At 41.2% G+C, this 15,877-nt stretch carries 11 protein-coding genes; 2 read left to right on the plus strand and 9 right to left on the minus strand.

Annotated features, from left to right (window positions below):
* Positions 1 to 54: 54 nt before the first annotated feature.
* A complete protein-coding gene (locus G6053_RS03625; protein ID WP_165305567.1) occupies positions 55 to 252 on the minus strand; it encodes a hypothetical protein in 198 nt (65 codons plus the stop codon).
* Between the two features lie 721 nt (positions 253 to 973).
* Here G6053_RS03625 and G6053_RS03630 point away from each other — a divergent pair.
* On the plus strand, positions 974 to 1,873 hold the full coding sequence (locus G6053_RS03630; RefSeq protein ID WP_165305568.1) for a WD40 repeat domain-containing protein: 900 nt from the start codon (positions 974 to 976) through the stop codon (positions 1,871 to 1,873).
* Positions 1,874 to 1,979: 106 nt separating this feature from the next.
* Here G6053_RS03630 and G6053_RS03635 read toward each other — a convergent pair whose 3' ends face one another.
* The 5 genes from G6053_RS03635 to dacB all read right to left on the minus strand — a co-directional run bounded on the left by G6053_RS03635 (position 1,980) and on the right by dacB (position 9,402).
* Complete coding sequence (locus G6053_RS03635; protein WP_165305569.1) at positions 1,980 to 2,456, minus strand: GAF domain-containing protein; 477 nt, start codon at positions 2,454 to 2,456, stop codon at positions 1,980 to 1,982.
* Positions 2,457 to 2,563: 107 nt separating this feature from the next.
* Complete coding sequence (locus G6053_RS03640; protein ID WP_165305570.1) at positions 2,564 to 4,420, minus strand: family 20 glycosylhydrolase; 1,857 nt, start codon at positions 4,418 to 4,420, stop codon at positions 2,564 to 2,566.
* A gap of 566 nt (positions 4,421 to 4,986) precedes the next feature.
* Complete coding sequence (gene ruvA / locus G6053_RS03645; RefSeq protein ID WP_165305571.1) at positions 4,987 to 5,568, minus strand: Holliday junction branch migration protein RuvA; 582 nt, start codon at positions 5,566 to 5,568, stop codon at positions 4,987 to 4,989.
* Positions 5,569 to 5,601: 33 nt separating this feature from the next.
* On the minus strand, positions 5,602 to 7,884 hold the full coding sequence (locus G6053_RS03650) for an NADP-dependent malic enzyme (protein WP_165305572.1): 2,283 nt from the start codon (positions 7,882 to 7,884) through the stop codon (positions 5,602 to 5,604).
* 93 nt (positions 7,885 to 7,977) lie between these two features.
* Positions 7,978 to 9,402 (minus strand): D-alanyl-D-alanine carboxypeptidase/D-alanyl-D-alanine-endopeptidase, encoded by a 1,425-nt coding sequence (dacB, locus tag G6053_RS03655; RefSeq protein ID WP_165305573.1) that lies wholly within the window; start codon positions 9,400 to 9,402, stop codon positions 7,978 to 7,980.
* A 176-nt stretch (positions 9,403 to 9,578) separates the two neighbouring features.
* Between dacB and G6053_RS03660 the strand changes: the two genes are divergently transcribed.
* Entirely contained in the window at positions 9,579 to 11,354 is a 1,776-nt protein-coding gene (locus tag G6053_RS03660) for an aminopeptidase P family protein (protein ID WP_165305574.1), read from the plus strand.
* Positions 11,355 to 11,533: 179 nt separating this feature from the next.
* Here G6053_RS03660 and G6053_RS03665 read toward each other — a convergent pair whose 3' ends face one another.
* From G6053_RS03665 to G6053_RS03675, 3 genes are all read right to left on the minus strand, one after another.
* Positions 11,534 to 11,941: a response regulator gene (locus tag G6053_RS03665; protein WP_165305575.1), complete on the minus strand. Its 408-nt coding sequence runs from the start codon at positions 11,939 to 11,941 to the stop codon at positions 11,534 to 11,536.
* Positions 11,941 to 13,815: a PAS domain S-box protein gene (locus tag G6053_RS03670; protein WP_165305576.1), complete on the minus strand. Its 1,875-nt coding sequence runs from the start codon at positions 13,813 to 13,815 to the stop codon at positions 11,941 to 11,943. The genes G6053_RS03665 and G6053_RS03670 overlap by 1 nt, the downstream gene beginning before the upstream one ends.
* Before the next feature lie 229 nt (positions 13,816 to 14,044).
* Positions 14,045 to 15,838 (minus strand): alpha-L-fucosidase, encoded by a 1,794-nt coding sequence (locus G6053_RS03675; RefSeq protein WP_165305577.1) that lies wholly within the window; start codon positions 15,836 to 15,838, stop codon positions 14,045 to 14,047.
* Positions 15,839 to 15,877 lie beyond the last annotated feature (39 nt).

Here is a 15,877-nt window from a genome sequence, read left to right on the forward strand (position 1 = left end):
TAAAGAACGATTAGACCATTTTAAAAAGTGAAGCCCGACCTATTGGTTGGGCTTTTACTTTAGTATCGTCTGCATCTTGCGCTCATTGAGCGTAATAAGTAGGGCTGTACTGTAGGGCCCAATTCCGGGTAAGCTGAGTAAATTTTTAATTCCTTTGACAGACTGATTTTGACTTAAAGAGACGTCCAAAGGCAGCTGGTACGGTATTTCTTCCCACCAGACCGATATTGCTTCAAGCTGGATCGATGTCACTTTGTATTAGCTCAATATCACTTCGTGTTTGATCGGAACTTCTTTAGCATCCGAAGACTCCATATTATCACACCAAGTAATCCAATGATATACCAATAATATTCAGTTGCTTTTCCAAAGCAAATCAAATACCGCTATTGTATTGCCAATTTCGTTCGACTGATTCTATTTTTCTTTGCATTAGGGTGCTTTGCCTTTCTTCTTGATCCCTTCTACCACCCGGACGATTGGATCGGTACACCTTGCAAACACTTCCAATACAGCGACAAATAATTCGATCGTCATATACCTTACATGTGTGCTATATATGTTTGCTTGTACGCCAAACTGAGATGTAGTGGACAACGATGTGATCCGGGTAGTGCCGCATGTATTTGCTATCGCACGCTGAAGGATTAAGAAAACACCCGAATATAATGCTTTAAGCGCGCAAGTGTTTGCTTCGGTGCTCCGTGTGTAAGCCTTGGATGCAAACTAATTATCGGTTCAGGACCAAATAATCCCGTTCGGGGTCAAAGCAAATGTGAAATGGCAATGTTTTCCCAGAGCTTAAATTTGACAATGCGCCATTTTAATTCGGACGAAATCCGATTCGGGCGAAAGGCTTTAAGCTAGGATGACAAAATAATCTAAGAAGTACAGTATATTTGTAGATATACTGCACTTTTTTGGGACGGAGGTGAATGCCAGGAAGAATGCGGTTTGCTCTTGATAAATAACTATGGATATTAAATTAAAATCGACTTTAACTGGACATCAGAACCCAATTTTTTGTGTAGAAAAAGGGTATTACCTAAATACTTTTTTTACTGGCGGTAACGACAAGGGCGTGGTCGAATGGGATGTTGAGAAGAACGGATTTAAGCGCATCCTCTGCGCGGTGACCTCCTCCGTGTATGCTTTAAAATTGATTCCGGGAACTGCGATACTGGCAATTGCGCTGCGGGAGGGAAAGTTGCTTTTCGTGGATGTACAGGAACAGAAACTTGTGGCGAGTTTGCAGCTCGGCAATAGAGCCATCTTTGCACTTTCCTATATCCAGCAAAAGAATGAGCTGCTCGCCGTAGGGGAGGAAGGACGGCTTTATGTAATCGACCTCGCAACATACAAGCGTATCTATGACCTACAGCTATCCCAAACGACAGTACGAAGTATTGCCGTGGATGCCGATGAAACCAAGATTGCTCTGGGTGATAAAGATGGCTGGGTATATTTGTTGGCTAGCGAGGACTTCCATGTCATCGAACGGATGAAGTTGCATAGTCTGCCCACAACCTCTTTGGCTTTTCTTCAAAATAAACTCTTAAGCGGTGGACGCGATGCTCAGCTTATTATTTCCGATGTCAATCAACTGAGCAATAACTTCTCCTTTATACCACACCTGTTCACGGTGTATGGGATCTATCCACACCCTTTTGAACCATTTTTTGCAACAGTAAGCCGCGATAAGTCGTTGAAATTTTGGTCTAATGCTGATTTTGCACTGCTGAAAAATATGAGCCGCGACAAAATGCAGGATGGCCATCATCTATCCGTCAATGCAGGAATATGGTCCGAAGACGGCCAATATTTCTTTAGTGTCAGCGACGACAAGCTTGTTAAAATTTGGGAATTACAATAATATAAAGACCGTAAGTGCGCCAGTAGAAATCATGTGTATGAATGGATTCGACTTTTGATTATTAGGTTTTTGCTTTATATATTTTTTGCTAATAATGCTTAATACGTTATTTATCCAACAACTGCAAGACTTGGGTAAGGTATTTTTCGTCTATTTCGTCGAAGCTATCCAATTCACTGCTGTCCACATCGAGTACACCGATAATTTCCCCCTTTTTGTAAACAGGTAATACGATTTCAGACCGTGACAGCGAGCTGCAGGCAATGTGCCCGGGAAATTGCTCCACATCAGGTACAATAAGAGTTTTGGCCTGCGCCCAGGCACCACCACATACCCCTCTTCCTTTTTTTATACGCGTACAGGCAACAGGGCCTTGGAAGGGGCCAAGAACAAGCTCTTCAGTACCGTCTACGAGATAAAAACCAACCCAAAAAAAATTAAATTGTTCCTTTAGTGCTGCCGCAATATTGGCAAGGTTTGCAATCTGATTATTTTCTCCCTGTAACAATCCACCTATCTGTGGAAGTAAGTTTTGATATTGTTCCGCTTTGCTGCCCTTGGCAATTAATAGATCTTCAGCCATAAAATTCGTATTTATATTCTTGTAGAATACGCTCATTAAATAGAAAAGCGCTAATATTCTGTTCAAAGTTAACAGAATATTAGCGCTTTCACATGGGCGAAATGATATTATTTCTTTGTATTGATAATGTTTACCCGAATGTAATTGCTTCGTTTTCCGGAAGGCGTCACAACTACGGCTTTGAACACACGTTCTTTACTATTTGGAACCGTCACTTTGACCGGCCCAGTATATTCAAGGTCCAATTCTGAAGGATCATAATTGTCCAGGGTATAAAAGATTTTCGCACCTTCGACAGATGGCTTTAAATCCCGGATGGTATATTCTGATGCGTATATCGTCGTGTCAGTGATACCATATACCTCAGGTACACGATAGAATGTGTTTGTCTGATCGAGTTTTGCCAATTGGCGTGCCGCACGTTGTTCGGAAAAATTCTTCCAGTTTTTATTCTCCGGTTGCGTCCAGGCAATTTCCGAAAGAGCCAGTACACGCGGTAAGATGGTGAACTCTACTTTGTTGGAAGAGCCGATATATTCTGTCCAGATATTTGCTTGTACACCCAAAACGTGTTTCTTGTTGTTTTCTGAAATTTTGGTAGGCATAGGGTCGGCAGCATATACTTTATGCAATGTCGAAAGTCCACCGATGCTCAATGGCTCTCTATTTTGATCAGCACCTTGTTTGTGGTCAAAGTAAAGTCCATAACTGTTGGCTGTGATAATGACGTCATGTCCTTGGTTTGCCGCGTCGATGGCTCCTTGGTCTCCTCTCCAGCTCATAACAGTCGCATTTGGTGCTAATCCACCCTCTAAGATCTCATCCCAGCCAATGATACGTTTGCCTTTGCTATTAATGTATTTTTCCATACGTTGAATAAAATAGCTCTGCAATTCATGTTCATCTTTGAGGTTATTATCCTTGATTCTTTTCTGACAATGTGGACAAGTCTTCCATTTGGTCTTAGGACACTCATCACCACCGATGTGAATGTATTCGCTTGGGAACAATGGAATGACTTCGTCGATAACATCTTCCAATAGCTTGAATGTCTCTTCTTTACCAGCACAAAAGACATCATCAAATACACCCCAGGTCTGGGCAGCTGTGTATGGCCCCGGTTGATCACCACAACCTAGCTCTGGGTAAGCCGAAAGTGCCGCCAAAGCGTGGCCCGGCATCTCTATTTCAGGAATGACAGTGACATACTTCGCTTTTGCGTAAGCGACGACCTCTTTAATCTGGTCTTGGGTATAGAAACCACCATAAGGGGTATTGTCGTAGTCACCGTCAGTTTTATAGTTGCCCAATAAAGTCTGGTTACGATAGCCACCGATCTGTGTCAGTTTGGGGTGGGATTTAATTTCAATGCGCCAGCCTTGATCATCTGTCAAGTGCCAATGAAAAGTATTCAGTTTGTAGGATGCCAAAATATCAATGTACTTTTTGACAAATTCTACGGGGAAGAAGTGACGGCCAACATCAAGATGTAATCCACGGTAAGCAAAACGAGGCTCATCCTGAATGGATGCCTGGGGAATTTCGATACCTGCTTTTTTATCGACAGGTAGCAATTGAATCAACGATTGCATACCATAAAATAGGCCGGCTGCTTTTCCACTGACCGTAATTTGGTCAGAAGCAATGTTAAGATCATACGCTTCGGTATTGCCTGATTTTGCACTTTTAGAAGAGAAATAAATGCTGTTTTTACCTGCCGACTTTGCCAGCGTTAAATTGAGGTTGTAGTTGCTTTTTAGAAAATCCTGGAATAAAGCGGCAACTTTTTTGTCCTCTTCACTATCGAAAGCAATTTTTGTATTTGCATTGATTTTGAATGAGCCATTTTTGATCTGGACATGTTGCGGTAGAGGCACAATATTCAATGTGACATCTTTTTTTTCCTGCGCAAATACTGCTGCTCCTATACTTAAAGCAAGCGCAAGTGAAAATAGTTTTTTCATGAGTGCGATTATAACTGAAATAAGAAGCCCTAAAAATAAAGGAATAAATACGATTTAGCAAAAGCTTAATGTAACAAATAGTCTGTTGAAATAGGATAAATACTCTTCTTTGTATTTTGCAGTGGTTTGATTTAATGTGTTTTTAATTAAAACAATCGTTTGCGTTTCCCGCTGAGGGCACCGATGATTGATCACATTTGGATGCGCATTTATTGTCGAATAAAGTTTATTTCATCCGTAATTTTATCGGAGTTTACAGTATCGGACAGCCTAATTCATTAAAAGGCAAATGGTTCGTTTCAATGATTGAACAAAATGCAGATTAGCACTTGTATAAGATATTTTTTTTTATGAGGCTGATAAGGATATAAAACGGACTTTATACGCTTTGATCCGAATAAAGTCCGAATGGGGTCCGTATAAGGTTTCTGTGAAGTCCCTATAAATCCTATGGCATTTATAAAGATGCATCCTAGTTATCCTGAAATTGGAGTACAGCAGATGAAACTTTATTTGAGCCAAACCTGTAAGCCTCTTTTTGTTAAGCGAATTGAGCCCGCCGTTTTTTAAAGCCTCTTTAGCGCTAATTTGATCATATCCTCGACAGAGAGGTTCGCCTCTGTTTTTAGAATCGTATTCAATACTTTTTCGGCAGCAGCTTTATTGAAGCCTAACATGACCAGAGCAGATAAAGCTTCATCAGGTACAGACTGCGATGGAATCGTAGTTGAAAGTGTTTCCACGCCCTGTTTTTTCAATTTATCCTGAAGTTCCAGGATTAGACGTTGTGCTGTTTTAGGACCGATTCCTTTAATTTTCTGAATTAAAGCAACCTGCCCATTGACAATAGCGGATTGTATTTCATCAGGTGTATTGGACGATAAGATCATCCGGCCTGTATTGGGACCAATACCTGAAACGGAGATCAGATTCTCAAACAGTTTTTTTTCACCTTCTGTGGCAAAACCATACAGTGTATGGGAATCTTCCCGAACTTGTAGTGAAATAAATAATTTACAATTTTCCTGATCCTTGATTTGAGAAAAGGTATAAAGAGAGATGTGAACATAATAGCCAATCCCACTCACGTCGATAACAACATGAGTGGGGGCTTTATATGCTAATTTTCCATTGAAATATTCGTACATAGTACTACGAATATAGGAAGATTTTAAGCGATTCTATAAATTTTTAAGATGAGCTTGAACATCAACTACAGCAATAGTCACCATGTTGACGATTTCACGTACAGAGCTATCCAATTGGAGTACATGGATCGGTTTGTTCATCCCCAAAAGAATAGGACCTACAGCTTCCGCTTCACCGACTTCTTGTAATAGTTTATAGGCAATATTACCTGATTCCAGGTTCGGGAACACAAGTGTGTTTGCTGATTGTCCATTTAGACAGCTAAATGGGAAATTGTCAGTCAACATATCACTATTTAAGGCGAAGTTAGCTTGTAGATCGCCATCAGCAATGATGTCAGGGTGCTGCTCATGAATGATCTGTGCTGCTGCTCTCACTTTGGTAGGAGTCTTTCCTTCACTGGAGCCAAAATTGGAGTAAGACAACAAAGCAATACGTGGTTGGATATTCATGCGTTTAACCGCTTTGTCCAAAAGTAAGGTGATATCAGCTAGCTCTTGTGCAGTAGGATCCTCATTCACGGTCGTATCGCCCATGAAAATAGGCCCTTTTTTGGTTAACATCATATACATACCTGCTACACGGCTGCCCGGTTTGGCACCGATGACATGCAATGCCGGACGAATAGTGTTTGCATAATTTTTGGTCATACCAGAAATCAATGTATCTGCCTCGCCAAACTCAACCAGAGAAGCACCGAAGTAGTTGCGGTCAAACATCAGTTTGCGCGCGTCGTAACGGGAGATCCCTCTGCGTTGTCTTTTGGTATAAAGGTGCTCAATGAATTTTTTTGAACGCTCTGATTCACCGTCAACCTCAGCAACTGGATCAATAATTTCTACACCATCCAATTCAAAAGCATACTCTTGGATCAAACGTTGGATTTTCTCTTTCTTACCTAATAGGATCGGGATCGCAATACCTTCTTCTTTTACGATTTGAGCGGCACGTAATGTTTTGTAATTATCTGCTTCGGCAAAGACAACACGTTTTGGGTCTCTTTTAGCGGCCATCGTTAGGTTGCGCATGATCGCATCATCTTTACCCAGACGTTTACGCAATGCATCGCGGTATTTATCCCAATCTTCAATTGCCGTTTTCGCTACACCAGATTCGATTGCTGCTTTTGCCACAGCCATAGAAACCTCTGTGATCAAACGTGGATCGGTAGGTTTAGGAATGATATATTCTTCAGAGAATTTTAAATTGTTGGTATTGTAAGCTTGGTTGACTTCTTCAGGAACGGGTTGTTTTGCCAGGTCAGCAATAGCACGTACAGCGGCAATTTTCATTTCCTCATTAATTGCTGTTGCGCGTACATCCAAAGCACCACGGAAAATGTAAGGGAAACCCAATACGTTGTTTACCTGATTTGGATAATCCGAACGCCCAGTACCCATGATAATATCATTACGGGTAGCCATTGCCAAATCGTAGGCAATTTCTGGATTTGGATTGGCCATCGCCAAAACAATCGGATTAGGAGCCATAGTCAACAACATCTCTGCTGACATGACATCAGCTGCAGATAAACCAATAAACACATCGGAGTCTTTGACAGCATCTGCTAGGGTGTGGATATCACGATCCGTAGCATATTGTGCTTTCATGCTGTCCAGATTTTCTCGATCCGTACGAATGACACCTTTACTGTCAAGCATCACAATGTTTTCTTTGCTTGCGCCTACGGAAATATACATTGCTGTACAGGACATCGCAGCAGCACCGGCACCATTGACGACGATTTTTACTTTGGAGATATCTTTTCCGATAATTTCACAGGCATTGATCAGTGCTGCACCGGAAATGATTGCTGTACCATGTTGATCATCATGCATGACCGGGATATTCATTTCCTCTTTGAGGCGACGCTCAATTTCAAAACATTCAGGAGCCTTGATATCTTCCAGGTTGATACCTCCGAAAGTTGGTTCCAATGCTTTTACGATTTTGACGAACTCGTCAACATTTTTGGTGTCCACTTCGATGTCAAATACATCGATGTCAGCAAAAATTTTGAACAATAAACCTTTTCCTTCCATGACAGGTTTACCTGCTTGAGCGCCGATATCACCTAGGCCCAATACAGCTGTACCGTTACTGATAACAGCAACAAGGTTCCCTTTTGCGGTATATTTATAAGCATCTTCTTTATTCTCGGCAATAGCCAAACATGGCTCCGCTACGCCAGGAGAATATGCTAACGATAAGTCTCTTTGCGAATTTGTTGGTTTTGTCGGAACAACAGCTATTTTTCCAGGTCTACCCATTGAGTGGTAATTTAACGCTGCCTGTTTACGATTAGTGTTACTCATTACGATTTTATTAATTTAAGGCTACAAATCTATCATTCTTTTTGACAATTGGAAATATTTGCCAATATCTTATTATAAATAGACAATAATATGTTATTTCAAAACGTCCAGCAATTTAAACATTTGCCTGCGCATATTTGCCCCTGATCCCGAATAATTATTGACCAATAATGTATAGGTAAAAGACTGTCCATTTTTAGCGGTGTGTACGCCGGTATAGCCTAAGGCACCAGCAATTGTTCCGCTTTTCATCTTCATCTCATTGTAGGTCGGCAAACTTTCGTAGAATACGGGATACCAGTTTTGCTTTTGCGCATACTGCATAATTTTGTTCATGGCTAGGGTCGTAACTCTATTCTGTGGCGAAAGCCCTGAGCCGTCCACACTATTGATCTCGCCCGGTTTGATCCCTAACTTCGCGTTCCAGTATTTCTGGATATAATTGGCACCATCATCCGTTCCCGTTTTTCCAGCGGTTGTATAGGCGATAGCCTTTAGTAAGGCTTCCCCATAGAGATTGATACTTTTTTGATTAAACCAATAGACAATTTTGTCCATGGTAGGCGATAGGTGTACATCCAATGGTTGCTTTTGGGAAAGGTCTATCGAATCCATTTTGACACCTGTTGCAGGCGGTTGGATAGCAACAATGCCCTGTTTGTTGAGTCCTTCATTCAGTTGAAAAGCCAAATCATATGCAGGGTCGGGGGAAGCGAGTTCGATCGTTTTCTTTAAATCCTGCCCATAGGTGCCACGAACGAATATTTTGGTGGAATAGGGGGCTGCATAGGCATAGACATTGTCACCGCTTCCAGCTTTGCCTGTTGTGGTTTCGTTGATAATCTGCAGATAGGGAACCTGAACCGTGTAATTGACGATTTCAGCTTTTGCACCTACTTTGGCCGCCGGACTAAAATCAATTCCAAAAGCATTTTCATGCCAGTTGAGTGATGAAATGCCTGCGCCATAATAATTACCCATATCCGTCCATATCCATCCGCCCGGTAGCTGATTGCCATTATATAAGCGGTCGTCGGCAATAACAGCTCCATTGATACTTCGTATTCCAGCATTTTGAATGGCCGTAATCCATTTGTTTAGCACAATAGCTGCTTTGGTCTCCGGATAACGGTCGCTCCCCAGTGTAGGGTCACCGGTGCCCGAAACAATGATATTTCCATTGAGGACCCCGTTTTCATCGATTGAACCTGTATAATATAAGGTCGTTTTAAACTGATAGTTCTTGCCCAGAAAATCCAATGCTGTAGCAGCTGTAATGACTTTCATCGTTGAAGCTGTAGCCAGCCCGATATTTTCGTTGGCAGCAAAAATGGTTTGACCTGTCTTTCCGTCAAATACTGTCAAAGAACTTATTGCGTTCTTCAGGCTTTCTTGGTTTTGAAATTGATTGAATGCTTCTTGGATCTTGGTTCTGATATCCTGAGCAAACAGGGAGCTTGTCACCGCGGTAAATGCATAGGTCGATAGTGTAATGGAATATATGGCGATTTTTTTCATCAACAAGTAATTTCTTTGAACATGAACTGTACGATTCTTTGATATTGTACCGTTGGTCCAATGTATGTATAATTTTAATTAGCGTATATACGCATTTAATCCGTTTGTTTTATTTGCCTTAAAGTTAGGCATTCGACCCTAAAAAATCCTAACTTGCATAAAATTGTATAGACGACATGAAGCATATCGAAAAATTAGCTGCTATTCGTGAGGCTATGAAGATTCAAGGAATCGATGGATATATTATCCCGTCATCAGATCCTCATATCAGTGAATATTTACCAGAACGTTACAAATGTATTGCCTGGGCCTCAGGTTTTACAGGGTCTGCAGGCACTTTGGCTATCACGCAAGATTTTGCTGGCCTTTGGACAGATTCCCGTTATTTTGTCCAGGCTGTGGAGCAATTGGAAGGAACAGGTTTTGAATTAGTTAAACTGAAAGTCCAGGCAGCGGCGGAATATGCGGATTGGTTAGGAGAGAAATTGAATGCAGGAGCAAAAGTTGCTTTTGATGGCAATCTGGCGTCACTTTTGGTGGCTCAGTCTGTCAAAAATGCATTGGAGCCTCTGGATATTCAGGTGGATGGTCATATCGATTTGTTATCTGATTTATGGGAGGGCAGACCGGACTTACCAAGGGAGCAGGCTTACCTGTTGCCAGAAAGTACTACAGGGCAATCTACTGTTGCGAAGATTGAAGCTGTTCGGGCTGAAATAAAGAAAAATCGTGCCGATGCACATTTAATATCTTCTCTGGATGATCTCGCCTGGTTACTTAATATCCGTGGCCAGGATGTACCCTGCAATCCTGTTGTTTTAGGGTTCGTATTGATTACAGCGGATACAGCAACACTCTACATTGAGCCGTCGAAGTTGAGCACCGAAACAATTGCTGAACTAAAAGGCTATGGTGTGGAAATAGCTGCATACGAAAGCATCTATCAAACGATTGAAACATTATCGGCAAAGGCCATCTTAATTGACCCGAAACGTACTTGCTTTGCTGTATTTGACAGCGTGCCTGATAGCATTAAAATCGTAGAAAAAATAAATCCTTCTACGACCTTAAAAGCAATTAAGAATAAAGTTGAAATTGAAAATAACAGGCATACTTTTGTAAAAGACGGCGTTGCACTTACGAAGTTTTTTAAATGGTTGGAAGAAAATGTCGGCAGTGAAGAGCTTTCGGAGTTGTCGATCGCTGATAAGCTGCGTGGATTCCGTGAGGACCAAGACGGATTTGTTGATGTTTCTTTCACCACAATTGCAGGATATCTAGATCATGGTGCATTGCCACATTATTCAGCGAATGAGAAATCCAATTATACATTACGCCCAAAGGGCTTGTTGTTGGTGGACTCTGGCGGTCAATACAAAACAGGAACGACAGATATTACACGGGTTGTTTCACTGGGAGGTCTTACACAGGAGGAAAAAGAAGATTATACATTGGTGCTGAAAGGTACGATAGAGGGGTCGCAGGCAATTTTTCCTGCAGGCACTCGTGGATATCAAATCGATGCTATTACCCGCCGCCCATTGTGGGAGACCTTGCGCAATTATGGTCATGGCACAGGGCATGGTGTTGGATTTTTCCTGAACGTGCATGAAGGGCCGCAGACATTTAATGCTGCCGCAATAGATGTTGCTGTTGAACCGGGTATGATTACCTCCATTGAACCTGGTCTATATCGTGTTGGCAAACATGGTATTCGTATCGAGAATTTGGTGTTGACTCGAAAAGCGGGTTCGTCGGAATTCGGTGATTTCTTGGATTTTGAGACATTGACAATATGTTATATTGCGACAGACTTGATTGAAAAATCCCTGTTGGAAAAAAGGCATCTTTCTTGGCTGAATAATTACAATCAATGGGTATTTGATCAGTTATCAACACATCTTTCGAGTGAAGAAAAGAACTGGCTTGCAGAGAAATGTAAGGCAATCTAACAATGCAGACAAAAAAAAGGAAATAGACATCCGTATTTTAACTGATGTCTATTTCCTTTTTTGCCTCTAAAGAACAGGCTAATTGTTGTCGGTCTTCCCACTATTCCGTTTCATCAATGATAGGTATAGCATTCTGTTGAATGCTTTTATCCAACATTCTGGAGATGAAGCGATCATCTTTAATGGGGCGCTCTCAGAATTTCATATAATAATTCTTTGCCAAAAGGTTTCAAAATAAAACCACTTATAAAAGGATAATTTGCCAATTGTTCCTGGTCGCTCTGGCTGGTGGAAGAGCTTATGATAAAGATCTTGGTCTGATTGATAAAATCGGTTTTATCCTCTAAAACGTCCATCAGTTCCCAGCCTGTCATAAAGGGCATGCTGATATCAACAAACAGTACGGCTGGTCTGGATGATGCACTGATGTCATTCGATTCCATAAAATCCAGTGCGTCCAATGCATTTTTGAAAGGGTAAAATTCAATTGGATAATCCGAAAATCCCTGTAGCATGTAGCCAAAAATAGTGCGTAAGATCGCATTGTCGTCTATGAGGATGATTTTTCTATTGTTTTCCTGATTCATTATTTTCTTTCTAAAAATTTGACGGAAAAGATACTTCCTTCGTTCGGTTTACTTTGGACATCTATTTTACCGCCCAATGATTCTACCTGATACCGGGTAAGAAATAAACCAATGCCTTTGCTCTCAAACCCGCGATGGAAAATCTTTTTAAACATGAAGAGCTGAGATTTATATTTAGGTAGATTGATACCTAATCCATTATCCTTGACGGTCAATAATGTTCCATTTTTCTCTAGGGAAGTCCTGATTTCAATACATGGCGCTTTATCGCTCGCTGTAAACCGAAGTGAGTTGCTGATGAGATTGCCAAGGATACTTTCCAGATAAATTTTTGGATAGTGGATATTGGTCACATTGAATTCGACAGAAATTACAGCATTCTTTTGCTGTATTTCTCCAATATACTGCTGTTTTACCTTATAGAATACTTGGAGAAAATCACAGTCTTCAAATACGAGCGATTTATTCGACCTCAATTCGAGTATCTCACCCAAGTCGTGTAACGTTTCGGTAAGTTGCTCCGTGCTGATCTTCAAAAGGTCCAGAAAATCAGCCTTTACCTTTTCATCTGTTGAGACTTTAAGCTCATCGATGAGCATCGGCATATTACTCAACGGCCCTTTTAAGTTATGTGCAAGGATATTCGTAAATTCTTCCAGTTGTCTGACTTTGGTTTCGAGGTCCATTTTAACCAGATCAGATTCTATTTTTTGCCGCTTTAATATTTCGATATTTTTCTTTGATTCAGAAATATCCTGAACCTGAACGATCAAAAATAGGGGGGCATTGGCATTGTCAAAGACTGCTGCAATTGTCACTGAACACCACACATAATGGCCGAGTTTGTGTCGGTAACGTTTTTGTATGGTAAACGTTTCAATTTCACCACGAATAAGTTGTCTCCTGAGCCCGATGTCACGTTCGACGTCATCTGGATGGGCGTTGTGTGAGAATTTCATTGTCGACAACTCTTCCTGTGTGTACCCCAGGATCTTGGTTAATGTATGGTTGGATTCAATACAATAACCATCTAGATTTGTCAAAGCAATACCTAAACCAGAGAAATGGAAGGCCTGATTGAATTTATGTTCGTTAAATCGGATTTTTTCGGTTGATTCAATCTGCTTTGTAATATCGGAGACAACCAATGCGATCCGGTTTTGTGATCGATGAATAGGTTTGATCTGTAGACTATACCATTTGTCTTTATGCTGTTCGGAAGGAGACTGAAACTCCATTTTAAATTCCCTGTTTAACTGTAGAGACTTCTGGATCAGTTGAATCGTTGGTATAGCCAGATCTGCCGGGAAAAGTTCGGTCAGGCTTTTGTTTAAAAATTCCTCCGGTGGGTAGAATAGTAAACCGGGGTCATTGGTCCAATAGTTTTTAAACACTCCGGTATCGGTTACTTCAAAGACAAGATCGTTGAGGGAGGCAACCAGCAGTTGCAACTGCTGTTGTTTATCTTTCAGGGCATGGTTCTGATTGATAACTTTTGAAATATCGATGAAAGATACCAGAAGGCCGGACTTACTTTCTTCGGAGAACCGGCTGATATGGAAAACAAACCATTTAAACGTACCCCCTGTTGCGATTCCTAAGATTATTTCTTTGTCGTAAGGATTGTTTTTAAGCGCGATTTGAAAGGGAGTCTGTTCTGCTGTAAGAGGCGATGCATCCTCAGATGAATAGAATGTAGTCAACTGATGTAATTTCTTGCCTTTCGCTTCAATATTGTCTAACGCTAAAAGCTCACATGCGCGTTCATTGAGATGTAGAATGGTGCCGTCTTCCAAAGTTGTAATCAATCCCTCCAATCCCGAACGTTGTGTTTGAGCGGAAGGTGTAGATAAAGAGTTCTGTTCCAGATGCATTAACCAACAATATTTAGGATCATTTTACTCATGTATAAAGATAGGAGATTTATCTGTTCTTTATTTACAAAATTGGTAACATTTGCTGTGAAATAATAAAAAAATATTAAAGTAGGCAACTTATATACAAAAAGGCATTATGCATATAGTTACGTTAATATAACAAAAACCTTTGGCTATTTCCCAAAGGTTTTTGCTGATTTTTTAACATCGTTTTCTGCGAAGGAATTTAATTTTTTATTTTTTCCAGCCACAACCAGTTAAACCAGAGCGGGAGCTGCTGTTGGGATTTGTAGGTCAAAATATATTTTCCCGGTTTATCAAATTTGAACGTCCCGATGCGTTTTTCCACGAATTCCTCGGTGTAGTTATTTTCATTTGGCTCGACAACCATTTTTTTGTTCGGCCCAAAACTTCCTTTTAGTTGTTGACTGGCAACGTTAATTTCGAACGGAATAGGCTCTTTGTTCGGATTGTGGGCGGAAAAGTCGATTGTATAGCTCCCTGCTTCGGGGATAGTTACTTCCCAGTCGATCTTTGTGTTTCCTGTGAGTATGGCATAGGTTGGATTTTTACCGTTATAGCGCACGATTTTTAGGTCATTGTTCAGGCTATTGGTTGATTTTAATGAAAAGCCGCCGAAGGTGGATTCAGGGACTGTATTTTTGTCCAGTTCTAAAGGTCCGTCAAAGGTCAGTTTTACCTCTGAAACATAATGATCCGGTTGGTCCGCCGGTAGGTCAACATGGATTAGACTCAGGCTCTGATCATAATTTAAAGGTGTTGAAGTATTACCTTTCATTAGCGATACATTGGATGGTTTGGATTGAATTCCTGTAATGCGTAGCTTATGATCCAGCGGCCAGTTAAATACATGCGCATAGACAACGGTTTTATGCTGTTCGGTTTTGGTGGTCAAGTAACCCCAGTCAAAATGGTTGTTTTTTAAAGAAAGACCAGTGCTGCCATAGATCCCTTGGCCATAGGTATTTAACCAGGAGCCTACATCATGTAGACGGCTTACGCTTTCATAAGGAACAGTTCCGTCGGCGCGAGGGCCAATATTCAGGGTAAACCCGCCGTTGAGACTGACGTTTGAGATCAGTGACTGAAAAATCTGGCTGGTTGATTTCCATTCATTTTCCTGACCATTATAACCCCAGGAGTGGGCGATGGTACCGGGTGTTTCCCAAGGATGTGCAATAAAGTTGCTCCCGAACTGGTTGTCACCCAAAGTTTCGAAATCTACATTTTCGGCATCTGTAGGAAGGCCGAGACGTGAGTTGATCAAGCAATTTGGCTGTAGTTCACGGATCAGCCTGACTACTTGGAGCAGTTGTTCTTTTTTAATGATGGATTTTTGATAGGGGATCCACATATCAAACCAGATTAATGAAATATCGCCGTAGTTACTCATGAGTTCACGGAGCTGGGGGATTACTTTTTCTTGCCAGTATTGGTTGTACTGTGGATCCGTAACATGCCCGGAGAGTTCCTGTTGATGGTTCCAGCCATAAGGATGTTCCCAATCGATCCAATGTGAGTAGTAGAAGCCGAGCTTCATCCCATGTTTTTTACATGCTGCTGCGATTTCTTTAATCACATCGCGGTTAGCACCGCTGAGTTTAGGTAAACTGTAAGTGCCTACTTTGGTATCCCAAAGTGCTACACCATCATGATGTTTGGTGGTGATGATGATGTATTTCATTCCGGCCTCTTTAGCGAGGAGCACCCATTGTTCAGGATCTATTTTGCTCCAGTCAAAGCGTTTGGCCAAGTTTCCATATTCTTCCTTTGATACCCGGTTGCGGTAGCGTAGCCATTCCGCATAGTTGTTCATATAACGGAGGGGTTCACCTTTCCATATTCCTTCCGCAGCGCTGTATAGCCCCCAGTGAATAAACATGCCAAAACGGGCATCTTTAAACCAGTCTGCCTTTCGGTCCTCTTGAGCAAGAAGTCTTATTGATGCGCTGAGAATTAGTAAAGATAAGAGGGCGATTCTTCTGAGTTGTGGTATCATACAGGTTGTTGTCTTTTTTGATAACAAGATAAGTAAAAA

The organism is Sphingobacterium sp. DR205 (assembly GCF_011064245.1).
Taxonomy (GTDB): Bacteria; Bacteroidota; Bacteroidia; order Sphingobacteriales; family Sphingobacteriaceae; genus Sphingobacterium; species Sphingobacterium athyrii.

Coding starts and splice junctions, on each gene's coding strand:
- G6053_RS03630 (WP_165305568.1), top strand. CDS start 974: ATGGATATTAAATTAAAATCGACTTTAACTGGACATCAGAACCCAATT.
- G6053_RS03635 (WP_165305569.1), bottom strand. CDS start 2,456: ATGGCTGAAGATCTATTAATTGCCAAGGGCAGCAAAGCGGAACAATAT.
- G6053_RS03640 (WP_165305570.1), bottom strand. CDS start 4,420: ATGAAAAAACTATTTTCACTTGCGCTTGCTTTAAGTATAGGAGCAGCA.
- ruvA (WP_165305571.1), bottom strand. CDS start 5,568: ATGTACGAATATTTCAATGGAAAATTAGCATATAAAGCCCCCACTCAT.
- G6053_RS03650 (WP_165305572.1), bottom strand. CDS start 7,884: ATGAGTAACACTAATCGTAAACAGGCAGCGTTAAATTACCACTCAATG.
- dacB (WP_165305573.1), bottom strand. CDS start 9,402: ATGAAAAAAATCGCCATATATTCCATTACACTATCGACCTATGCATTT.
- G6053_RS03660 (WP_165305574.1), top strand. CDS start 9,579: ATGAAGCATATCGAAAAATTAGCTGCTATTCGTGAGGCTATGAAGATT.
- G6053_RS03665 (WP_165305575.1), bottom strand. CDS start 11,941: ATGAATCAGGAAAACAATAGAAAAATCATCCTCATAGACGACAATGCG.
- G6053_RS03670 (WP_165305576.1), bottom strand. CDS start 13,815: ATGCATCTGGAACAGAACTCTTTATCTACACCTTCCGCTCAAACACAA.
- G6053_RS03675 (WP_165305577.1), bottom strand. CDS start 15,838: ATGATACCACAACTCAGAAGAATCGCCCTCTTATCTTTACTAATTCTC.